This window comes from Coprococcus sp. RTP31081st1_H1_RTP31081_211007 (genome assembly GCF_040227275.1).
In the GTDB taxonomy this organism is placed as follows: domain Bacteria; phylum Bacillota; class Clostridia; order Lachnospirales; family Lachnospiraceae; genus Coprococcus; species Coprococcus aceti.
Genome location: NZ_JBEHVP010000005.1, coordinates 144,984 through 168,038, shown reverse-complemented (window position 1 = coordinate 168,038; position 23,055 = coordinate 144,984). Strand labels below are relative to the sequence as shown.

The window sequence follows — 23,055 nt, the reverse complement described above, 5'->3', positions numbered from 1 at the left end:
AAGCAAAAACAGAAAGGGCGATTATGAATAAGAAGGAAAGAAGTAATTTTACGGGGACGCTGGGCTTTGTTATGGCAGCAGCGGGAAGTGCGGTAGGACTTGGAAATATATGGAGGTTTCCATATCTTGCGGCAAAGGACAACGGAGGCGTGTTTATACTTGTGTATATAATACTTGCACTTACATTTGGATTCACACTGCTCACAACAGATATTGCAATAGGAAGAAAGACTCGGCAGGGACCGCTCACCGCTTATGGTCTTATACATAAGAAGTGGAAATGGCTTGGCGGTCTGGCATGGATCGTACCGGTCATAATCCTTCCATATTACTGTACTATCGGAGGATGGGTCCTGAAGTATATGACAGCATATTTTACAGGTCAGACAGAGGCTGCCACTGGTGACGGTTATTTCACCGGTTTTATAACAGCCCAGACTGCGCCTATAGTATTTGCACTTATATTCCTTACGGCCACAGGCGTTGTCGTATTCTGTGGTGTTGAAAAGGGAATAGAGAAGTTTAGCAAGGTGCTCATGCCGATATTGGTAATTCTTATAATTGGAATTTCAATCTATTCGCTGACGATCAAGCATACCGGTGATGATGGTACAATCAGAACAGGAATTGATGGACTGAAGGTATATTTGATTCCTGATTTTAAGGGAATGACATTCAGGGATATATTCATGGTTGTAATGGATGCCATGGGACAGCTCTTCTTCTCGATAAGTGTCGCTATGGGTATCATGGTTGCGTATGGCTCATATGTTAAGAAGGATGTTAACCTTATGAAGTCGATCAATCAGATAGAGATATTTGACACGGCAGTGGCTTTCCTTGCTGGTCTGATGATAGTCCCTGCGGTGTATGTGTTCTCTGGAACGGAAGGCATGTCAGCGGGCCCTGGACTTATGTTCATATCTCTGCCAAAGGTATTCAATGCCATGGGTAAGGTCGGAACAGTCATCGGAGCCCTGTTCTTCATCATGGTTACATTTGCGGCGATCACATCCTCAGTATCGGTCATGGAAGCGATAGTGTCAGGACTTATGGATAAGTTCCATCTCACGAGAAAGAAGAGTGCGGTCATAACAACTGTATATGCGGTTGTCGGAATGTTGGTCGTATGTTTCGGTTACAACATATGGTACTTTGAGCTCAAGCTTCCAAATGGAGCTACAGCCCAGATCCTCGATGTGATGGATTACCTGAGTAACAACATCTTCATGCCGCTTGTGGCTATCCTGTCATGTATACTTATCGGCTGGGTAGTGAAGCCTAAGACGGTTATAGACGAGGTTACAAGAAATGGCGAGAAGTTTGGAAGAAAGAAGCTCTATATTGTCATGGTAAAGTTTGTGGCACCAATACTGCTTGCATTGCTGCTTCTCCAGTCATTTGGAATTGACTTTGTACAGTTTGTTACAAATCTGTTCAAATAGAACAATATAGTTTATAATGTAGAGGCATTTGTCATGTGAGTGATGAAGGCCTCTATATTTTTGTCATAAGGAATGTCATTGCAGGATATTTATACCGGGTTTACGGATTTAATGGGAGAATGATGGATGAACAACAGGGATGATTTGATATATCTTGCCCCGATGGAGGGGATAACAGGATACATATACAGAAATGCACATCACAAATATTTCGGCGGCGTTGACAAATACTTTATGCCGTTCATTGCCCCGGCGAAAGGACGTCCTCTCAGAAACAGGGAACTAAGGGATGTGCTGCCGGAAAACAATCAGGGGATAAATGTGGTGCCGCAGCTTCTGACCAACAGCGGCGAGGGATTTGTGAAGGCCGCAAAGTTCCTGAAGGAGCTTGGATATAACGAGGTGAATATCAATCTCGGCTGTCCGTCAAAAACTGTTGTCACGAAGTATAAAGGCTCGGGTTTGATATACGATACGGAGAGGCTTGACAACTTCTTATATGAAGTATTTGCCGCCGACGTGATGGATGTGTCTATAAAGACCAGAATAGGAAGAGACAGTTCTGTGGAGTTTGAGGATATCATAGAAATATATAAGAAGTATCCGATAAGTGAGCTGATCATACATCCGAGAATACAGACGGATTTCTACAAGAATACGCCAAACATGGAAGTGTTTGCCGAAGGTGTGGCTTCATATGGAAGACCAGACACAGTGTGCTACAACGGAGATATAAACAGTGTGGCGGATTATGACAGGTTCACGGGTGATTTTCCTGATATAAGTAAGGTTATGATAGGCAGGGGGATAATAGCTGATCCTTGTCTGGCGGAGCGGATAAAAGAAGAGTGTGGCGACAGTACATATGACTGGAACAGATTCTTCATATTTCACGATGAACTTTACAGGAATTACTGTGAGTCGGATGTGGGCAGGGGCAACACGATGTTCAAGATGAAGGAGCTGTGGGCTTACTGGTCGAGGCTGTTTTATGATGTGGAGGGAGCTGAGAGGGCTCTTAAGAAGATCCGGAAGACTAGAGATAATGGTGAGTATGAGGCGGCAGTCAGGATGCTGGCTGCACTGTGCAGATAGGAGATGATATCATGGGATGTCTTGGAAATTGTATATGGTTTTTATGTGGCGGAATATTGAGCGGACTTTCGTGGGTGGCAAGCGGGGTGCTGTGCTGTATAACGATAATAGGGATTCCGATTGGGATGCAGTGCTTTAAGTTTGCAGGACTTGCATTCTTTCCATTTGGAAAAGAGATAGTGTATGGAGGCGGGGCTGGCTCGCTGATCGCGAATATCATATGGCTGCTCTGCTGCGGAATACCTATGGCGGTAGAGAATGCCTGCCTGGGGCTGCTGCTTTGCATAACGATAGTCGGAATTCCATTTGGGCTTCAGTTCTTTAAGATCGCCAAACTGTCGCTCATGCCGTTTGGTGCAGAGATTGTGGGATGATGGTGGAAATATACATAAATATAGTTGACAGAACTTGAATCACTAGAATATAATAATGTGGCGTCAGATATGTGCTGACGCCATATATAAGGCAATGACGAAGAGAAGTAGCATAGATTATCGCCCACAGAGAGCCGGTGGTGGTGGGAGTCCGGCGGAGTGAATATATGTGAATAACACTTTACCAGCCGCAAGCTGAAAGATATAGCCCATAGCGGGATACGTGTTTTATGTCGAGTAGGGGAGCCGTAGCTGCACGATACGCAGAGAGGTCATGAGCAAGGTGACTGAGAGGGACTGGGACGCGATGCTTTGAATATACGAAGATCGTGTAACGGTAAATCAGGTGGTACCGCGGACATTAAAGCAGACAAGTAACCGACAGGTAGTTTGAGAGAGCTTATGTTCGTCCTGAATATTTGCATATGTATATGTGCATCTGATTCAGGATGAACATAAGCTTTTTCTATTTGCAAGAGAAATAACAGCCAGTGCGTAATCCTGAAAAAGCCAAAGTGGACATAAAGCCACAGGCAAATAGTAAAGAAAAGGAGAGAACAGATGACAATCGAGAATATTTATCGTAACAGAACAATGAACGAGATCACTGAGGGCGATGTGGGAAAGACACTTAAGGTTGCCGGATGGGTAGAGAATATCCGTGACCACGGTGGAGTATCATTTATCGATCTTCGTGATATGTATGGCGTGCTCCAGGTAGTAATGAGAGACACATCACTGCTTGACGGAATAACAAAGGAGGATTGTGTATCAATCGAGGGTATCATTGAACACAGAGATGAGGAGACATACAACCCTAAGATCCCTACAGGTACTATCGAGCTTGAGGCGAAGACTGTAGAGATACTCGGTAAGGTATACAAGCAGATTCCATTTGAGATCCAGACATCCAAGGAGACACGTGAGGATGTGAGACTCAAGTACAGATATCTTGACCTCAGAAACAAGAAGGTTAAGGACAACATGATATTCAGAAGTCAGGTCATCAGCTACCTTCGTCAGAAGATGACTGAGATGGGATTCCTTGAGATCCAGACACCTATCCTCTGCGCTTCGTCACCTGAGGGCGCAAGAGATTACATCGTGCCATCAAGAAAGTTCAAGGGCAAGTTCTATGCACTTCCACAGGCACCACAGCAGTACAAGCAGCTCCTCATGGTATCAGGATTTGACAAATACTTCCAGATAGCTCCTTGTTTCAGAGATGAGGATGCGAGAGCAGACCGTTCACCAGGAGAGTTCTACCAGCTCGACTTTGAGATGAGTTTTGCAACACAGGAGGACGTATTCAAGATTGGAGAGGAAGTCCTCTCAGCAACATTTGAGAAGTTTGCACCTGAGGGCGCAGTTGTTACACAGGCTCCATATCCGATCATCAGCTACAAGCAGGCTATGCTTGAGTTCGGTACGGATAAGCCTGACCTCAGAAACCCACTTAGAATAATAGATCTTACAGATTTCTTCCAGAGATGTACATTCAAGCCATTCCACGGCAAGACGGTACGTGCCATCAATGTACACAAGAAGCTTTCAAAGGGACAGCATGAGAAGATGCTCAAGTTTGCACAGAGCATCGGCATGGGCGGCCTTGGATATCTGGAGATACTTGAGGATATGTCATACAAGGGACCTATCGACAAGTTCATTCCTGATGATATGAAGGGTGAGATCGCAGAGCTTGCAGGCCTTCAGCCTGGAGATACTATTTTCTTCATCGCAGACGTGGAGGAGCTTGCAGCGTCATTTGCAGGACAGATCAGAGTTGAGCTTGGTAATAGACTTGATCTCAACGAGAAGAACGCATTCCGTTTCTGCTATATAAATGACTTCCCAATGTACGAGTACGACAAGGAGAGCAAGAAGATCATCTTCACTCACAATCCGTTCTCAATGCCACAGGGCGGACTTGAGGCGTTAAATGAGAAGGATCCACTTGATATCCTGGCTTACCAGTACGATATCGTCTGCAACGGTATCGAGCTTTCATCAGGTGCCGTAAGAAACCACGACATGAAGATCATGGTTAAGGCATTTGAGATCGCAGGATACACAGAGGATGATCTGAAGGAGAAGTTCGGAGCACTCTACAATGCATTCCAGTTCGGAGCACCACCTCATGCAGGTATGGCTCCTGGTGTGGACAGAATGATCATGCTTCTCAGAAACGAGGATAATATCAGAGAGATCATCCCATTCCCAATGAATGGAAATGCACAGGATCTTATGTGCGGAGCACCTGGCGAGGTTACAGAGCAGCAGCTCCGTGAGGTTCACATTAAGGTCAGACAGTAAAAAGGCCGGACGGCACTTGTAGTTCGAGATATGGATATGAAAACATATATACAAACACATTCAGTTACCTTCACTTCAGCTTGCTTACATTTGCATGCTGCGAAAACCGCGATAAGAGCGGTGCGGTCTTCGCAGCAGCAGTAAGCGCTGAAGATCAGTCACTTTCATTATCGTTTGTATATATGTTTCATATCTTATGTATCAAGAACTACAAGTGCCTGTTTTTTTGACATGTACTTGTGTATAAAAACGGTTTTAATTGTTTTTATGAGAATTGTAAGAGGAGGCTTTTGACGATGGCAGGTTTTCTTATAAAGGACACAACTAGGGAAGAACGAGAGCAGATAGTTGCCGATTCTCTGGGAAATATAGATGCTTACTGCGATGGATGCATGTGCGGTATCACAGAGATGTACCAGGATTATATTGATGGGAAGAAGGAGCTCCGTGAGATCAATATGGAGTTCAATGCGAGATATGTCCGGGATGAGGATATGGATGGACGGAAGTGAGCATATGGTGACAACTTTAATAATATGTATGTTGCAGAGCTGGGAAAGCCATGTTAATATGGACATACAGTTAGCTGGTTTACAATAACATCCATAAATAAGTATTAAAAAGGGGAAAATTGTATGGGGATACGAAAAGAAATATTTATATGTGCTGCGGCGCTTTCGATTATGGCATGTACTGCCTGCGGTAGTTCTGAGGGAAATGTTTCAGGAACAAATGGCGTGGAGACCTCGACCGGTGTGGAAAGCGGAATGATAGAGCAGCCACAGGTTATGTATGATGGGTATATCTATTATTACAATGCAACCGGAAGAGATGAGAAATTGCCGGAAGGATACGAAATCGCGGGAACGATAAAAAAGGTCGACAGCAAAGACTATCCTGCAGAGAATTTTGCGGCAGCAGGCGTGGATCTTGAAGCTGGACAGGAAATATATATCAGCACAACTGAGAAGAATGTCATTTATCTGAAATATGACAGCGGATATGCGAGGTTTGAGAGAAGTCCTGAGGATGCTGCAGCGGAAGAACAGGATGAGACGGAGGTTGCAGAGAAAGAGAATGAGATAGAGGGGAATAGTGAAATGGCAGATAATATGGATGATGCTATGGCAGAAAATTATGGAGAATATGGATTTGGAGAAGACGGAGAATTCGACTTTGACAGTATATTTGGGATAGATCAGCTTGACCTGAACTACGAGGCACATGTTGCAGGATTTGACGGAGAGAGCTTTTTGTATAGTGTGCATATTGATGGCGGTGTCACAGATGAGAAGGTAGATGAGATCCAGCAGGTGATGGCGGATTATTCTTCGCAAAATGGTGATGAAGAAAACTATATGGGGTATATTGATATATATAATGGTGAAGACCAGATAATGATATATCTTGACCTTGGCGGTGTATCAGAAGAAAATAGCAACATGGCGGTAACGGGTATACTGAACGCACTTAACAGTGTCTCAGGTATAAAGAGTGTTATCATAAACGAAGAGATGTAGAAAAAAGAAAACATGTGTGAAAAGTCCATGATGTTTATTCTGAAATCACAAAGTAATTTTTGGCTATCTTTTCAAAAGTTCTGAGTCGAACTTTCTACTTCATAAGCGTTTTTTTATTTCATGCTTATGAAGTAGAGAATTTTTACCTTATCGTAAATTCGCAAGATAAATTATATGTATCGTAATCCCAATCTCTTTCACTTTCAAAGAACGCAAATTGTTTAATCAAACGATAGTGTCCAGCAGGCAATTCTCCATAAAAACTTTTAACATCAATTTCTAATGTTAATCGTTCGTTAGGCTTAATAAAACAATCCTTTTCATTGCTCTTTGAGGGGTCATCAAGCTGTTTAAGTTGATACCAAGTGCCGGATTGTTCAGCTTCTATTTCAAAATAATTTGGTGAATATCGGTATTCTTTATCAGAAGTATTTTCTATTAGAAATGAAAGGTGCTTCAAATCTAAATCCTTTTCTGTACTCATTGAAATCTTCAAATCACCCAAAGTGTCAAGTGCTTCTTCACTTCCATAAGGAGAAACCTCATATTCTTCGGAATAATCTTGTACTACATGGTTATCACTGTCCTTTGCTTGACTGCACCCAACAATACACACCAATAACGATAAGTTTAGAAACATACATATTATTTTTTTCATTTGTCCTTATCTCCTTTCTTTTAAATTTATAATAGCAATAAAATGTCTATTTTCAATCAACTTTCATTGCAATTTATTTTTACTGTAACACATGCTCCCCCTGCTTCATTATTAGCAATTTGGATATTTCCGCCATGTCTTTCACTTAAAATCTTACTAATATTCAGCCCTAATCCCAAATGTTCAGTAGATATATCTTTCGATGATTTATAAAATGGTAATGTCGCTTTTTCAATATCAATATTTTTAAACCCGCAACCATCATCTGAAACAGATATAACTAAATTATTATTCTCTATTACTGCGCTAATAGCAATATCACTTTTTGCGTATCTAATACTATTAGAGAGTAAATTTTCATAAATCTGCATGACTGTATTTAAATTGATAAACAAGGTTATATTATCACCGCTTGTAGTAATTGAAAAATGTTTGTCATAACAAAGTGCTTCTGCTGTGTTATTAAAATTATCAATAAGTGCATGAAATGTAATCTGTTGCCGTGGAATATCAATATCCTCTAACCTATATAAGTTCGTCATAGCATTTACATATTTTTCAAGACGTGAAACATTTTTTGACATTACTGATATTTCATCTAATATTTCTTCTTGTGATACTAAGCCTTTGGGAATAAAGGAAAGCAGCATAGTAGCATGACCCTTTAGTAAAGTCAAAGGAGTGCGTAAGTCATGTGAAAAAGCAGCGTTTAGGCGGCGCTGTTCAGCAAATTGTCGAAACATAGTTTCATTATTTTTCGCCAAACAGTCTTTCATTTTTTCAAAGGCATGACAGAGTTTTCCCATTTCATCATTTAATGGATATGATAACGTAAAATCTAAGTCATTTGCTTCAATTTTATGATACGCATTAGTTAATAGCTTAATAGGTTTCGATATTTTTTTTTATAAAAAAATGTTACACAACATATCATATTAATAGATAATACGATAGGAATAATTGCAACATTTAATGAACCTAAAACACTGTCAATAAGCCTATCCCGGTTTGCAAAATTAGGTGAAACTTCGATATATGAAACATGGTTCGGATAGACATATTCGTGTACTGGGCGTTCTTTTTGATAATCAACATTGAACTTGCATATCTCGTTTCCTTTCGTATCAAATATTGTGTATTTTGTTTGGTCATTACTATAAGCGGCGGTAAATGAACCATTTTCCGGTATATCATACCTTGTTGACATATTTTCATACTTATAGTTCAAATTTATTCTGTATTTGTCAACCATTGAAATTAAAAGTATACAAATAATTATTCCAATCAACAATGAAAACAAAGCATAAAGAACAAAGGACATCCTAATACTCATGCTATTTAACCGATTGAACCATCTGCTTCTCTTTAATTTTTCCATTTATATCCGCACCCCCAAACAGTTTCAATGTAAGGTCTATCGCCTAAAGATAAAAATTTTGCCCTAATACGTCTGATATGTTCTGTAACAACTGTATTATCACCAATGCCGTCTAATCCCCAAACTTTTTCATAAATAGTTTCCCGGTCAAAAACAATTCCTTTGTTTTGTGAAAGGAAAGATATTATATCAAATTCCTTTTTGGTAAAAGCCATATCCTTATTATGATAAAACACAATACGTGAGGAATAATCTATAACCATATCTTCATCAAATTGCACCTTTGAAGATGTATTGTGTCTTTTTTCTCTGCGAAGATGTGCTGCAATGCGAGCTTCTAATTCATCAACAGAAAATGGTTTTATTACATAGTCGTCTGCGCCAATAGAAAATCCTTTTATTTTATCACTATCTTCAATGCGTGCTGTTAAAAAAATTATAGGGCATGAAACATAATCCCGTATTCTTTCACAAACAGTAAATCCATCAATATCTGGCATATTAACGTCTAACAAAATAATGTCAGGTTTTTTTTCTACTTCTTTTAATGCAGCATTTCCTGCTGTTGCAGTATATACCGTATATCCAAGTTTGCTGAAATAGCAATACAGCATTGATACAATTTCTTTAATTTTCGATGTCATTAGATATTATATATGGCAATATGAGTTGTAGCAACCTTACTCTGCATGTTTTATGCTCTATTGCCATCAATACTATGATATGTGTAATCATATCTCAAAGAAAAGAGGAACAGTAAAATGTAATAGGGTGAAAAATATGAAGCAGGATAAAGTGAAGTATGATTTTAAGGCTTTCGGGCAAGCCATTAAAGCAGCAAGAAAAGCAAAGGGAATATCACGCAATCAGTTAGCCGACACACTGAATATTGCGCCCCGGTATATCGCGTCCATTGAAAACAGCGGGCAGCACCCAAGTTTACAGATTTTATATGAGCTTGTAACCCTGCTTGACGTATCAGTAGACCAGTTCTTTTTCCCGGAACGGGAACAAGAGAAGTCCACACGCCGCCGTCAGCTCGATACCATGCTTGACACAATGAGCGAAACAGACTTAAAAATCATGTCTGCTACTGCAAAAGGCATAGAGGAAGCCAACAATGACAGGACGGGGGAATAAAGTTCCCTCGTTTTTGTCTGCATAAAGTGAATGAAGCGCCGCAGAATTGCGGCGTTTTTCTTTTGCGCTTTTTGGCATACTGGGAGTTCCGTTGTAGTGATAAGTGAGGAAAAAACTTTCTTAGCAAGCATAGGAAAAGAGTACCCTTTTCCGTATTTTCGCCCTCCCGTCCTGCGGTGCGTCGGTTGAAAATTGCTTGTTGGGAAGTATGGAGGAGATTGAGACGTATATAGGCAATATAGAGTCTGGAAAGAGCGGAAGCATAGATATCCTCACGAATGCCGTGGCGACGACTGCTGCGAGCGGTGATATGTCAAAGGTGATAGTTACATATGAGGACAAAGAGGGGAATGAGACGACGATTGAGGGGAATTTCAAGGCGACTGTGGAATCTCCGGTGTATGACAATGTAGAGAAGATAAAGGACAGCACAAAAAGCAGTGATAAGAAGGTGTTATATGGTGTAATTGCTGTGGTTATAGTGATAGCTCTGTTCTGTATATGTGTGATAAGAAAGCAAAGGAGAAAAAAGGAGATTCTTGATGAATTTTAGATTCCTGTCACGGGGAGAGAGTTTATAAGGAGATAGATTGTATGGGGTGGATATGGCATTTGTGTCTTATGAATATGAAGAGAAGAAAGATCAGAACATTTCTCACCGTTCTCGGCGTGATGATAGGTGTTATATCGGTTGTAGCACTTCTGGCTGTGGGAATCGGAGTCAAGAACGAGATGATAGATTCTGCGGTTGCAAGTGGAAGTGTCAACCAGATAACGATATACAGTGAGACCGGAAGTAAGCATAAGGATCGAATGATAACGGACAGAACGATATCTACATTGACAGATCTTGCAAATGTGGATGGTTGTTATCCTCTGTATGAGGTGCCTGTGAGTATGAAGTATGGGGAGTATGAATACTTTGGCAATCTTGTGGGTGTGCCGGGAAATGAGCTTGATGGCTGGAGTCTGGCCTATGGGGAAAACAGCAATTCTTCACATGGGACACCTGAACTGATCTCGGGCGGCAGTGTGGGCAAAATGTTCTTCAATCAAAAGACATTTGACAGTTACGAGAAGAGAGAGAAGAAGAGTATTGCATCCCTTGTCGGAAAGAGATTTGACACGACCGTCGGATGGAGCGGTGAAAGTGACAGGATATTCAAACTGAAGCTCGCCGGGGTTTTATCTGATGGAGATACGGATAACAGCTCTGACAATGCTTCTGCTGACACTTCTTATGACAGTGCAGTTCAGGATGAAGAGTCTGACGAATCGCTGGACATCTCTGACAGCTACAGCGAGAAGTCTCAGACGATATACTGTGATATGGATTCACTGAAAAGCCTGCTCAGAAAGGTCAGCGCCGATGGCAAGCTTTACGGTCAGCCGGTGGATGGCAATGGCAACAGCTACCGTGAATTTGTCTACACATCAGCGGTGGTGATCGTAGATGATATAAATAACGTCGATGCGATGGTAAAAAAGCTTCAGGACATGGGGTATCAGACAGAGAATTCCAAGGAATATCTGGACACGATACAGAAGTACCTCAAGATGATACAGCTTCTTCTCGGCGGAATCGGAATGATAGCACTTATTGTGGCTGTCATAGGAATAAGCAACACCATGACGACCTCTGTATTCGACCGGGTAAACGAGATCGGTATATTGAAGGTCCTCGGCTGCGACATAGACGAGCTCAGACTTCTGTTCCTCATGGAGGCCGCAGTGATAGGACTTGTCGGAGGCGTCCTCGGAGTATTATCCTCCTACGGAGTGAGAATAGTGGTGAATAAAGCCGCCGTCTCCATGTTCAACCTTGCAAAAGAAACCCAGATAGCCATGATCCCATGGTGGCTTGCACTGGCCGGAGTCATCGGCTCCGTGATCCTCGGAGTGGCAGCAGGCTATTTCCCAGCAAGATGGGCCTCAAAACTAAGACCAATAGACGCCGTGACAAGGAGGTAAAAGGTCACAAAATTATCGCAAACATAAAGAAAAAGCCAGAAAGATACAAAAAACAGAAAAGTTGAATCATTCAGAGGAAAATAAGCAAAAAAGATACAGTTTTACGCACAAAAAAAGCAGAGACAACTCACACAAAACACAAAGAATGTGTGAACTGTCTCTGCTTTTGTTGTATATCCCGTGATGGATCCACATCCTTACAGTGTACGGGCTTCACTATCTCAAAGGACTTTTCGTCCGTCCTTATTTCCTGTTGGCTCTGTAACGAAGAGTATGGTCAAGAATCTTCTTACGGATTCTGAATGACTTTGGTGTGATCTCCAGAAGCTCATCAGTGTCGATGAAGTCAAGAGCCTGCTCAAGACTCATCACCTTTGGAGGTGAAAGCTTGAGAGCATCATCTGATCCTGAAGAACGTGTGTTGGTAAGCTGCTTCTTCTTGCAGACATTGACCTCCATGTCTTCAGCACGAGGATTCTCACCTACAACCATACCGGCGTAAACCTGCTCACCAGGTCCGATGAACAGTGTTCCACGCTCCTGTGCGTTGAAAAGACCATATGTGATCGAAGTACCTGACTCGAATGCGATGAGTGATCCCTTTGAACGGTAGCTCATGTCACCCTTGTATGGAAGATACTCGTCAAATGTTGTGTTGATGATACCTGTACCCTTGGTAGCTGTCATGAAGTCACCACGGAATCCGATAAGTCCACGGGATGGAACAGAGAACTCAAGTCTTGTGGTTCCATTTCCTGTAGGAGCCATTCCCTGAAGCTCACCCTTTCTCTGGTTCAGCATGTTGATGATAGTACCTGCAAATTCGTCAGGAACATCTATATAAGCGATCTCAAATGGCTCAAGCTTATGTCCGAGCTCATCTTCCTTGTAGATAACCTCAGCCTTACTTACTGCAAATTCATAACCTTCACGTCTCATGTTCTCGATGAGGACTGACAGGTGAAGCTCACCACGGCCTGAAACCTTGAAAGCCTCAGTTGTGTCAGTCTCCTCAACTCGGAGGCTGACATCTGTGTTCAGCTCTCTGAAAAGTCTCTCACGAAGATGTCTTGATGTTACGAACTTACCTTCCTTGCCTGCGAGAGGAGAGTCATTTACCATGAATGTCATGGCGATGGTTGGCTCAGAAATCTTCTGGAAAGGAATTGGGTCAGGATTCTCAGGGGAGCAGAGAGTATCACCTATCTGTACATCTGCGATGCCTGAAACAGCAACGATAGAACCTATCTGTGCTTCCTTAACCTCTATCTTGTTAAGACCCTCATACTCGAAAAGCTTTCCGATACGAACCCTCTCGAGCTTGTCCGGGTCATGCTCATTTACTATGACAAGATCCTCATTTACCTTGAGGACACCATTGTCGACCTTGCCGACACCGATACGTCCAACGTACTCGTTGTAGTCGATTGTGCTGACAAGCATCTGTACACCTGCCTCAGGATCGCCTGTAGGAGCAGGAATGTAATCAATTATAGTGTCGAACAGAGGCTTCATGTCTGTGCCTGGCTCGGATGAGTCAAGTGTTGCATAACCGGACTTGGCAGAAGCAAATACAAATGGGCAGTCAAGCTGATCCTCATTTGCATCGAGCTCGATGAGGAGCTCAAGAACTTCGTCAACTACCTCGTCAGGACGTGCCTCAGGACGATCACATTTATTTACACATACGATAACTGCAAGATTAAGCTCAAGAGCCTTCTTCAGAACGAACTTGGTCTGTGGCATAGGACCCTCAAATGCATCAACAACGAGGATTACTCCGTTTACCATCTTAAGAACTCGCTCAACCTCACCGCCGAAGTCTGCATGACCCGGAGTATCAATGATGTTGATCTTGGTGCTTCCATATGTTACGGCAGTATTCTTGGAGAGGATAGTGATTCCTCTTTCACGCTCGATATCGTTGGAATCCATGACACGCTCAGCGACCTCCTGATTGTCACGGAACACACCGCTCTGCTTTAAGAGCTCGTCTACAAGTGTTGTTTTACCGTGGTCAACGTGGGCGATGATAGCCACATTTCTGATATCATCTCTTGTTATCTTCATAATTTTCACTCTTTCTTTCAAATTTAGTCTACTTTACAACGGTTAACATTCTAGCATAGTGAAAAAACCAATGCAATAATTATAATGTACAAAAATGTTGTAAAAATGAGGGCAAATGGCGGAAAAATGATTATTTTGCAGCCGCTTTGAGCAGCATCTCTTTGAGTTCGTCAGGTGAGAACTTGTAATGAGAGTTGCAGAACTGGCAGTTGACCTCTATAGGCTCGCCCTCCTCGAGAAGGCTTGCGATCTCTTTTTTGCCAAGGCTGAGTACCGCATTGTAGTATCTCTCCTTGCTGCAGTTGCAGTGCCACTCGGTAGGCAACTCATCGGTCACTACAACGTCATATCCTTCAAATACATCCTTGATGATGTCAAGAGGAGTCTTGCCCGCATCGAGGAGACTGGTGATAGAAGAAAACTCGTTAAGTCTCTTCTCAAGAACGTCTATGAGCTCATCCGATGCAAATGGCATAAGCTGTATGATGAAGCCGCCTGCCTGTTTGACGGTGTTGTCCTTCTCCATGAGAACACCAAGGGCAACAGATGTAGGAATCTGCTCAGATGTCGCAAAGTAATAAGTAAGATCTTCGGCAATCTCACCGGACACGAGCTGTGTCTGACCGACATAAGGCTCCTTGAGACCGATATCCTTGATAACTGAAAGCACGCCGAGATCAAGTGCCTTGGCAACATCCAGCTTACCCTTGTCATTTGCGTGAAGGATAACGTTTGGATTGTTGACATATCCCTTGACTCTTGAATGTGCGTCTGCAGTTACGGTAAGTCCTCCGATCGGTCCGTTGCACTGGATCTGAAGTGTGAGTACGTCGGACTCGTTCTTGCACTGTGCTCCCATAAGTGCTCCTGCTGTGAGCAGTCTTCCAAGTGCGGCTGTAGCCACAGGGCTTGTGTTGTGGATAGATCTTGCAGTCTCCACGATATCTCTTGTTGTTCCGGCGAAGAATCTTACCTGATTGTTCGCCGCCATACCTCTTATTATATGATCGCTCATGTTGTATACCTCGCTATTCTATGTTGATTAGTTTTGTTACATTTTGAAATCTGTCCGGTTATCTCTATATATAATCGCATTATAATTAATGATATATTGGACAATCTTCACCATTTTATATTATGAATGATGATAAGACAAGCCTATTCATAGTGTTTGTTATCCTGGTGTGTCTCCCTTGCAACCACGTATACCCTTTCACTGGAATCTGTGGCTGGCAGCCATGTAAATGCATCGTACATGGCAACGAGCTCCATGCCTGAGTCAGCAACGCATGTCCTCATGTCATCAAGGGTCAGGCCTCGCTGATAATGGAATTCCTGATACTTCCTGTATAGAGGACACTCATCATCCGGTTCAATGCCTGATTCTGGGTATTCTGGGAGAAACAGGCTGAGAGCCAGCTCATTTATATCGGTTTCCGTATCGTAGTAGTTATCCCAGATAAAGCTCACGTCGTCCCTGTCCTCGGCTATGGTGCTGTCGGCAACCACATCCTTGAAATAATGGCGGGTCTTGAAGTCGCAGATAAATATGCCCTTTGATTCGAGATAGTTATTTGCCAGCCTGAATACATGTGTGATATCTGAAAGCTCAGTGAGATAGTTGATGCTGTCACACACACATACGATGGCATTCACCGTGCCGAAGAGCTCAAATTCCCTCATGTCCTGCATGAGATACAAGATGGATTCGTGACCTGTATCAAGTTTTTTTTCATTTGCCACCTCAAGCATCTCATATGAATTGTCGATACCGATCATGTCGTATCCGGCATCCGCAAGCCTTTCCGTTATCTCTCCGGTGCCACATCCAAGCTCACATATGAGCCCTTCGTTCACTCCGTATTTTCTCAAAACTTCTATTATATATGTGCACCAGTCATCATATGGAATGTTGTCCATCAGTTCATCATAGACACTGGCGAATACCTCATAAGCGTTCATGCTTCCTCCTTCAGCCTGCGCTGGTCAAATCTCTTGATAACAGTTTGAATTGTACCACAGCTTAAGTTTTATAGTAAACTGCAATAAATAATTATGCATAAAATTCGAATGATTGTTGAAGAAACTTAAAATAGCATTTATTATGTTACTGGGCAGAACAAATATAAAAATCAGAAAGAGGACAAGCAGAGATGGAATACTGGGATATTTACGATGTAAACAAGCAGCCTACAGGGCGCACGATGAAGAGAAATGACTGGAATATGAAACCGGGGGATTATCACCTCACAGTGCTCGGTGTGCTCCAGAACAGAGAGGGAAAGTATCTGATAACCAAGCGTGTCATGACAAAGGCGTGGGCAGCAGGCTGGTGGGAGGTATCCGGCGGCGGAGTGCAGGCAGGAGAGTCATCCATAGAGGCTGTCAGACGAGAGGTAATAGAGGAGACAGGCATAGACGTAAGTGATTTCGATGGAGGCTTGCAGTTTACATATAGGAGAGATAACCCGGATGAGAAGGACAACTACTTTGTGGATGTCTATAAGTTTACTGGAGATTTTTCGGAAATAGATATCAGGCCTCAGGAGGCGGAGACTGATGGTTTTAAGCTGGCAACTCTGGATGAGATAAAGGAATATGCAGAGCAGGGAATCTTCCTTCATTATGACAGTATCAAGAAAGTGTTTGAATAAGCCGGGCTGCTTATACCAAAAAACAGTTTGAAAAACACGGCATATATGCTAATATAGTTAAGATTAGAGAGGAATCGGGCGAAAAAGCGTTATAAAGCCTGAAAAGATAAATTTCAAGGAGGCATTTTCAAAAATGGCTGAGACATACAACCACAAAGTCGTTGAAGGAAAGTGGCAGAAGGTCTGGGATGACAACAAGGCATTTGCTGCTACAGATGATTATTCAAAACCAAAGTATTATGCGTTAGTTGAATTCCCATACCCATCAGGACAGGGACTTCACGTAGGTCATCCAAGACCATACACAGCGCTTGATATAGTAGCAAGAAAGAGAAGAATGCAGGGCTACAACGTTCTGTATCCAATGGGCTGGGATGCATTTGGTCTCCCTACAGAGAACTATGCGATCAAGAACAAGATCCATCCAAAGGAAGTAACCAAGACAAATGTTGCAAGATTCAAAAAGCAGCTCCACTCACTTGGATACTCATTCGACTGGGACAGAGAGATCAACACAACTGATCCTGAATATTACAAGTGGACACAGTGGATATTCCTCAAACTCTTCAAGGCTGGTCTCGCATACAAGAAGGAGATGCCTATCAACTGGTGTACATCATGTAAGGTTGGTCTTGCAAATGAGGAGGTTGTCAATGGCGTATGTGAGCGTTGTGGCAGCGAGGTTGTCCGCAAGGTTAAGTCTGAGTGGATGCTCAAGATCACAGATTACGCAGACAAGCTCATTGAAGGACTTGACGGCGTGGATTACATCGAGCGTGTAAAGGTTTCACAGAAGAACTGGATCGGACGTTCAACAGGAGCTGAGGTAGATTTCTCAGTAAAGGGCAAAGAGGACAAGCTCCGCATATATACAACAAGATGCGATACATTATTCGGAGTAACATACATGGTTGTTTCACCAGAGCATCCAATCCTTGACAAGTACAAGGACGAGATCGGCAACTGGTCAGACATCGAGGCATACCGTGAGCAGGCAGCGAAGAAGAGCGACTTTGAGCGTTCAGAGCTTGCAAAGGATAAGACTGGTGTATGCATAGACGGACTCACAGCCATCAACCCTGTAAATGGCAAGGAGATCCCTATATACGTATCGGACTATGTACTCATGAGCTACGGAACAGGTGCTATCATGGCGGTTCCTGCACATGATGACAGAGACTGGGAATTTGCAAAGAAGTTCGGACTTCCACTCATCCAGGTTGTTGCAAAGGATGGAGAGGAAGTAGATATAAATGAGGCTGCATTTACAGACGTGGCAACAGGAGTGCTCATCAACTCAGATTTCCTCAACGGCCTTGAGGTAAAGGATGCAAAGGAGAAGATGATCAAGTTCCTTGAGGAGAAGGGTATCGGTCAGGCAAAGACCAACTACAAGCTCCGTGACTGGGTATTCTCACGTCAGAGATACTGGGGCGAGCCAATTCCTATCGTTCACTGCGATAAGTGTGGTTATGTTCCAATCGACGAGAGCCAGCTTCCACTTCTCCTTCCGGAGGTTGACAGTTATATGCCGACAGACAATGGTGAGTCACCACTTGCAGCTATGACAGACTGGGTAAACACCACATGTCCATGCTGTGGCGGCCCTGCAAAGAGAGAGACGGATACTATGCCACAGTGGGCTGGATCATCATGGTATTTCCTCAGATATACAGATCCTCACAACACAGAGGCTCTTGCAAGCAAGGAGGCACTCAAGTACTGGCTTCCTGTTGACTGGTACAACGGAGGAATGGAGCATACAACACTCCACCTTCTGTATTCAAGATTCTGGCACAAGTTCCTGTACGATCAGGGCGTAGTTCCTACATCAGAGCCATACCAGAAGAGAACATCACATGGTATGATCCTCGGTGAGAACGGTGAGAAGATGAGTAAGTCAAGAGGCAACGTTGTAAATCCTGACGACATCGTAGATGTATATGGCGCAGATACACTTCGTACCTACGAGATGTTCATCGGAGCATTTGACCTTGCAGCTTCATGGTCAGAGGATGGTGTCAAGGGATGTAGAAGATTCCTCGACAGAGTATGGAAGCTTCAGGACAGTGTGACAGACGAGAAGGGCTACTCCAAGGATATGGAGACCAAGATGCACCAGGTTATCAAGAAGGTTTCAAATGACTTCGAGAACCTGAAGTACAACACAGCTATCGCAGCCATGATGGCACTTCTCAACGACTTCTACAAGAAGGGAAGCGTTACAGCAGATGAGTTCAAGACACTGCTCATCCTGTTAAACCCTGTTGCACCTCATATCACAGAGGAGCTGTGGTCAGTAAAGAACTATGGCGGATATGTATATCAGCAGACATGGCCAGAGTTCGATGAGGCAAAGACAGTAGAGTCAACAGTAGAGATCGCTGTACAGATCAACGGTAAGACTAAGGCAACACTTGCGATCGGCAAGGAGGATCCAAAGGATGAGGTTATCGCAAAGGCTAAGGAAGTGATCGCCGACAAGCTCACAGGTAACGTTATCAAGGAGATCTATGTTCCTGGACGTATTGTGAATATTGTTATGAAATAAAAAACTATAAACATGAGAAAGCCACATGGAGAAAAATCCATGTGGCTTTCTTGATGTTAAATATATATCGGATTATCATTTATTTCAGATAAGGCAGCAGATTCTTGAGTGCGCTGTATGCACTGTCACGTTTGTACAGTGGTATCGATTCCACCAGTCTGTCAAGATCGTCATGAGTGATATAATCCTTGTTCTCGGGGGTGGTGGCCGGTTCCTTTCCGAACACCAGAAAATCCAGTGGCGCATCAAGAACAGTTGCGATATTGGCAAGAGTATATATACTCATACTTTTGTATCCATGTTCCAGCTCATACACATAATGAGGAGACACTTTTATTTTCTCGGCAAGCTGTTCCTGAGTAAGATTATGAGCCTTTCTCACATTTCTTATCCGCAATCCCAAGTCAAAGATATCTATCACAATAACCTCCATCTTGCTGAAACAATATCTATCAGCTACATTTTATGCAAATAGTATCTGCCAATAACGGTATCGTCAGCCAGAAACTATCAGGTACAAAAATGTGAAACTATAGCTAATAGCTACAAAAATGAAATTGTGTTACATTCAGTGAAATGCATTTTTTACAGCATGGACTTTATCATATTTATCTTTTGTTTTTCCTGTGGAGACATGCCTTCGCTCAGAACATCCAGAACGATCTCGGACTCGGATCTGCTGAAGGAGAGATCCCTTTTTTGCAGTTCTTTGTTGATCTCCATTAGCTGGGGGAGCATCTGCTCCGGAGTCATGGTGGACTGGGAGTTGGATAATCTGAGAAGAATTTCCCTTTTTAGCGGATGCATGTTTTTTAGTCTTGGGTCATTTTGAAGATTCATGTTTAATATCCCTCCATATCATATTTTTCAAACAGGTCTTTGACGGAGCTGTATATATCCTGGGATGACTGGGATTCAGTGTTGTCGTAGTTTTCTTCGCCCTCGGTTTCAGAGGCAGTTCTGCTTTGATAGTGCCGGTACAGAGAATCCGTGGATTGCTGTGTGTTCATGGCTTCCATGGTCTTCATCATATCCATGGCTTTTTTCATGCTGGCAAACTGGTTCCTGATATCGGGAAATCCACACCCGGCAAGGGATGACAGTATATCATCCTGATTGTTTATATCTTTGTGGAGTCCACAGGAGTTTACATAATTTGTATCGCGCAGAGCATTCAATATGGTCTGAAGTTCCATGATCTTTATGTACATTGCCAGAGGAGCTTTCATACGGTCATCCACAAATGGGAGAATGGCCTCCATCATGAACAGGCGGTCATCTTTTATTAAGTTGTCCAGTGGATGATGGAAGTTGCCATTAAACATATGAAGCTCCGTTTCATGCAGTGATCACTTGGTAAGACAGCTATACTATATTCTATTGATTTTTAGTAAAAAAAATACCAGCAGAATTGCTCCTGCTGGCCACTTTCTGTGGATACCGGACAGCCTTTCTGCCCGATATCCCGTTTATGGATAATGGTGAATCCGCTGTTAGCAACAGCCGCAATCATTGCCGCCGCAGCCACCGCAGCCACATCCGTTGTTATTGCCACAGCCACCGCAGCAGAATAAGAGAAGGATGATCCAGATGCAGCTATTGTCATTGCCACAACCGCTGTTTAAACCGAAACCATCGCCACCGCAGCCACCGCAGCAGAGGAGAAGGATGATGATCAGAGTGCAACTGTTGCATCCACATGAACCTCCGCAAGAAAGTCCATTTCTGCCGCCACAGCCACAACCGCCACAGGCACACTGTGTTGCTGATAAATCACTCATGGTAAGCCTCCATTATTTTGTTCATGGTTTAACATATTCGCATGAACATGATGTGTTACACATTTGTTCAAAAAATATTTTGTTTCATTTAAGATATCTAAAATGTGTTATAAAGCCGCCTTAAGGCATCCAATTCGATGTTCTAAAAACAGATTTACTATGCTATAATAAGCGCAGGTACGCTGAGAATCAGCGTAGGAAGTTTGGAAGGAAAACGATAAAAAAGGACAGGGGGAAGATAACTTGCTATATCGTTGTGTGAATTGTGGGGGTAACGTAGTGTACGACCCTGCGAAGAAAAAGATGGTCTGCCTTAGTTGCGGGGGAAGCGACTGTCAGGAACTGGTTCCATCACAGGAGCCTGTAATATGTATAAACTGTGGTTCACAGATACCTTACACGGAGTATCAGTCTGCGGGAAGATGCCCTTCATGTGGAACATATCTGCTCAGGGATGACAAAGTAAATTATCCGTATGGGGCTGATGTGATACTTCCTTTTAAGATATCAAAGCATGAGGCTGAGGAGAAGCTGAGGAATGAATTTGGTAAAAAGCTATTTATACCGGGAACATTCCTTTCACAGAAGACGCTTGAGGCGCTTAAGGGAGTGTATGTCCCATTCTGGATGTACGATTATGATTCGGATGTGGCTTATGAGGCCATAGGAACAAAGGTCAGATCATGGACGTCTGGAGACAAGAGATATACAGAGACTTCATATTTTGATGTCGGAAGAAGCCTGCATGTGAATTATGAGGGCATACCGGTTGATGCATCCATAGCCATGGAGGATGGAATCATGGATCTCATGGAGCCGTACAACTACAAAGAGCTCATGCAGCATGACAACAAGTACCTCTCGGGATTCGATGCGGAGACTTACAATATGCCGCCGAATGAGGTGGAGCCGAGGGCTCAGGCAAAGGCGGAGAATGCAAACAGAGATTGGGTGAGAAGCACCACAACCGGATATTCATCACTTACAAATGAGAGATTCAGAAACAACAACAGACTCACGGGAACAAAGTTCGGACTCATGCCGGTGTGGGTATATGAGTACCGTTTCCAGGGCAAAAACTATAAGTTCTATGTCAACGGACAGACTGGAAAATGTGTTGGAACAGAGCCGAAGAGCATGAGTAAGGCAGTTGGACTTACCGCACTTTTGTTTGGCGCAGCATTTGTATTGCTTGATGGCTTGTCTATGTTATTGGGGGTGTTGTAAATGAATGCAGTAAAGAAATTTATCGTGGCAATGCTCGTGGTACTTGGACTTGGAATAGTGTTCTTTATAGGATACTTTGTGAAATCAAATGCCAATCTCAAGCATGACGCCAGAAATAATACAGAATGTAAGACAAATGAGAGAGTGTTTGACTATGCAGATAAGCTGTCTGATTCGGAGGAGGAGACTCTCCGCGGGGAGATAGCAGAACTGGAAGATAAAGTGGGTATGGACTTTGTTGTCGTTACCATGGATCAGTACACAGATCTGTCAGAATATGATGCCGATGCAGTTTCATATGACATAGAGTCTAACACAAAGGATATAGCAGAGAAGATCTGTGATTATTACAGATTCGGCTGGGAAGAGTGGCCTGCAGGAACATATCTTGACGGCAGGGATGCCAGCACAAGCGTAGTTATAGTTGCCAACTGGCAGGAGAACGACGGATATGTTTATCTGTGCACAGCCGGCAAGGCGAAGAAGAGAATAAGTGATTCCAAGGCGACATCCATAACGGAATACGGTGGAAAGATACTCAGATCGGATACTCTTGGAGCATTTGAGAGAATGATGTCAAGAACAGAGACGGCTATGAAGAGCAGCACAGGAGGATTAAAGTTCCTGTCACCATTTATATGCTTCCTTGTATCTCTGGTAGCAGCCATCGCATTCTGCATCGTGAATCTGTCGAAGAAAGCAGGAAAAGATACCACAACAGCTTCTACATACAGCGATGGAAATGCCAAGGAGCTTGACAGAAGAGATATATTTATACGTAAGGAAGTAACCAGCGTGACTATCCAGAGCAGCTCAGGAGGTTCTGGTGGATCAGGCGGTGGCGGTGGTCATGGCGGTGGCGGAAGCCATTTCTAAAA

The 23,055-nt window shown here is 43.1% G+C and carries 24 protein-coding genes; 13 read left to right on the top strand and 11 right to left on the bottom strand.

From position 1 onward, the window contains the following. Positions 1-23 precede the first annotated feature (23 nt). The 6 genes from ABUA31_RS09785 to ABUA31_RS09760 all read left to right on the top strand — a co-directional run bounded on the left by ABUA31_RS09785 (position 24) and on the right by ABUA31_RS09760 (position 6,747). A complete protein-coding gene (locus ABUA31_RS09785) occupies positions 24-1,445 on the top strand; it encodes a sodium-dependent transporter (RefSeq protein WP_055280491.1) in 1,422 nt (473 codons plus the stop codon). A 126-nt stretch (positions 1,446-1,571) separates the two neighbouring features. Continuing rightward, entirely contained in the window at positions 1,572-2,540 is a 969-nt protein-coding gene (locus ABUA31_RS09780) for a tRNA dihydrouridine synthase (RefSeq protein ID WP_055146980.1), read from the top strand. An 11-nt stretch (positions 2,541-2,551) separates the two neighbouring features. Further along, positions 2,552-2,914, top strand: a complete 363-nt coding sequence (locus tag ABUA31_RS09775; RefSeq protein WP_015533938.1) for a YccF domain-containing protein — start codon at positions 2,552-2,554, stop codon at positions 2,912-2,914. A gap of 561 nt (positions 2,915-3,475) precedes the next feature. Next, on the top strand, positions 3,476-5,227 hold the full coding sequence (gene aspS / locus ABUA31_RS09770; RefSeq protein WP_349818740.1) for an aspartate--tRNA ligase: 1,752 nt from the start codon (positions 3,476-3,478) through the stop codon (positions 5,225-5,227). A 296-nt stretch (positions 5,228-5,523) separates the two neighbouring features. Continuing rightward, positions 5,524-5,739: a hypothetical protein gene (locus ABUA31_RS09765; protein ID WP_015533935.1), complete on the top strand. Its 216-nt coding sequence runs from the start codon at positions 5,524-5,526 to the stop codon at positions 5,737-5,739. Positions 5,740-5,862: 123 nt separating this feature from the next. Next, entirely contained in the window at positions 5,863-6,747 is an 885-nt protein-coding gene (locus ABUA31_RS09760) for a hypothetical protein (protein ID WP_349818739.1), read from the top strand. A gap of 142 nt (positions 6,748-6,889) precedes the next feature. Here the strand turns inward: ABUA31_RS09760 and ABUA31_RS09755 are convergent, their stop codons facing one another. From ABUA31_RS09755 to ABUA31_RS09740, 4 genes are all read right to left on the bottom strand, one after another. Further along, on the bottom strand, positions 6,890-7,405 hold the full coding sequence (locus ABUA31_RS09755; protein ID WP_022215889.1) for an immunoglobulin-like domain-containing protein: 516 nt from the start codon (positions 7,403-7,405) through the stop codon (positions 6,890-6,892). 56 nt (positions 7,406-7,461) lie between these two features. Continuing rightward, on the bottom strand, positions 7,462-8,211 hold the full coding sequence (locus ABUA31_RS09750; protein ID WP_242857342.1) for a sensor histidine kinase: 750 nt from the start codon (positions 8,209-8,211) through the stop codon (positions 7,462-7,464). Between the two features lie 68 nt (positions 8,212-8,279). Next, entirely contained in the window at positions 8,280-8,783 is a 504-nt protein-coding gene (locus ABUA31_RS09745; RefSeq protein ID WP_238051380.1) for a hypothetical protein, read from the bottom strand. Further along, positions 8,771-9,397: a response regulator transcription factor gene (locus ABUA31_RS09740; RefSeq protein ID WP_330377953.1), complete on the bottom strand. Its 627-nt coding sequence runs from the start codon at positions 9,395-9,397 to the stop codon at positions 8,771-8,773. The genes ABUA31_RS09745 and ABUA31_RS09740 overlap by 13 nt, the downstream gene beginning before the upstream one ends. Positions 9,398-9,563: 166 nt before the next feature. Between ABUA31_RS09740 and ABUA31_RS09735 the strand changes: the two genes are divergently transcribed. The 3 genes from ABUA31_RS09735 to ABUA31_RS09725 all read left to right on the top strand — a co-directional run bounded on the left by ABUA31_RS09735 (position 9,564) and on the right by ABUA31_RS09725 (position 11,894). Then, positions 9,564-9,923, top strand: a complete 360-nt coding sequence (locus tag ABUA31_RS09735; protein WP_022215893.1) for a helix-turn-helix transcriptional regulator — start codon at positions 9,564-9,566, stop codon at positions 9,921-9,923. A 208-nt stretch (positions 9,924-10,131) separates the two neighbouring features. Next, entirely contained in the window at positions 10,132-10,476 is a 345-nt protein-coding gene (locus ABUA31_RS09730) for a hypothetical protein (protein ID WP_238051378.1), read from the top strand. Positions 10,477-10,517: 41 nt separating this feature from the next. Further along, a complete protein-coding gene (locus tag ABUA31_RS09725) occupies positions 10,518-11,894 on the top strand; it encodes an ABC transporter permease (protein ID WP_349818738.1) in 1,377 nt (458 codons plus the stop codon). A gap of 243 nt (positions 11,895-12,137) precedes the next feature. Here ABUA31_RS09725 and typA read toward each other — a convergent pair whose 3' ends face one another. The 3 genes from typA to ABUA31_RS09710 form a co-directional block, all read right to left on the bottom strand. Then, entirely contained in the window at positions 12,138-13,964 is a 1,827-nt protein-coding gene (typA, locus tag ABUA31_RS09720; RefSeq protein WP_022215896.1) for a translational GTPase TypA, read from the bottom strand. Positions 13,965-14,094: 130 nt separating this feature from the next. Continuing rightward, the gene (gene hslO / locus ABUA31_RS09715) at positions 14,095-14,979 is read right to left on the bottom strand and encodes an Hsp33 family molecular chaperone HslO (RefSeq protein ID WP_015533929.1); all 885 of its coding nucleotides are present in this window, start codon (positions 14,977-14,979) and stop codon (positions 14,095-14,097) included. A 143-nt stretch (positions 14,980-15,122) separates the two neighbouring features. Continuing rightward, positions 15,123-15,926 carry a class I SAM-dependent DNA methyltransferase gene (locus tag ABUA31_RS09710; RefSeq protein ID WP_055223290.1) on the bottom strand — a complete coding sequence of 268 codons (804 nt, stop codon included), beginning with the start codon at positions 15,924-15,926 and terminating at the stop codon, positions 15,123-15,125. Between the two features lie 191 nt (positions 15,927-16,117). Between ABUA31_RS09710 and ABUA31_RS09705 the strand changes: the two genes are divergently transcribed. Continuing rightward, the gene (locus ABUA31_RS09705) at positions 16,118-16,618 is read left to right on the top strand and encodes an NUDIX hydrolase (protein WP_015533927.1); all 501 of its coding nucleotides are present in this window, start codon (positions 16,118-16,120) and stop codon (positions 16,616-16,618) included. A 133-nt stretch (positions 16,619-16,751) separates the two neighbouring features. Then, positions 16,752-19,169, top strand: a complete 2,418-nt coding sequence (gene leuS / locus ABUA31_RS09700; RefSeq protein ID WP_055273314.1) for a leucine--tRNA ligase — start codon at positions 16,752-16,754, stop codon at positions 19,167-19,169. 79 nt (positions 19,170-19,248) lie between these two features. Here leuS and ABUA31_RS09695 read toward each other — a convergent pair whose 3' ends face one another. The 4 genes from ABUA31_RS09695 to ABUA31_RS09680 all read right to left on the bottom strand — a co-directional run bounded on the left by ABUA31_RS09695 (position 19,249) and on the right by ABUA31_RS09680 (position 20,950). Then, on the bottom strand, positions 19,249-19,590 hold the full coding sequence (locus ABUA31_RS09695; RefSeq protein WP_055146956.1) for a helix-turn-helix domain-containing protein: 342 nt from the start codon (positions 19,588-19,590) through the stop codon (positions 19,249-19,251). A 164-nt stretch (positions 19,591-19,754) separates the two neighbouring features. Further along, positions 19,755-20,009, bottom strand: a complete 255-nt coding sequence (locus tag ABUA31_RS09690; RefSeq protein ID WP_015533925.1) for a hypothetical protein — start codon at positions 20,007-20,009, stop codon at positions 19,755-19,757. 2 nt (positions 20,010-20,011) lie between these two features. Continuing rightward, a complete protein-coding gene (locus ABUA31_RS09685; protein WP_055146954.1) occupies positions 20,012-20,494 on the bottom strand; it encodes a hypothetical protein in 483 nt (160 codons plus the stop codon). 168 nt (positions 20,495-20,662) lie between these two features. Then, on the bottom strand, positions 20,663-20,950 hold the full coding sequence (locus tag ABUA31_RS09680) for a hypothetical protein (RefSeq protein ID WP_055273319.1): 288 nt from the start codon (positions 20,948-20,950) through the stop codon (positions 20,663-20,665). A gap of 243 nt (positions 20,951-21,193) precedes the next feature. Here ABUA31_RS09680 and ABUA31_RS09675 point away from each other — a divergent pair, with 243 nt between their 5' ends. Next, complete coding sequence (locus ABUA31_RS09675) at positions 21,194-22,177, top strand: TFIIB-type zinc ribbon-containing protein (RefSeq protein WP_192935007.1); 984 nt, start codon at positions 21,194-21,196, stop codon at positions 22,175-22,177. Continuing rightward, the gene (locus tag ABUA31_RS09670) at positions 22,178-23,053 is read left to right on the top strand and encodes a TPM domain-containing protein (protein ID WP_161171889.1); all 876 of its coding nucleotides are present in this window, start codon (positions 22,178-22,180) and stop codon (positions 23,051-23,053) included. Positions 23,054-23,055: the final 2 nt, after the last annotated feature.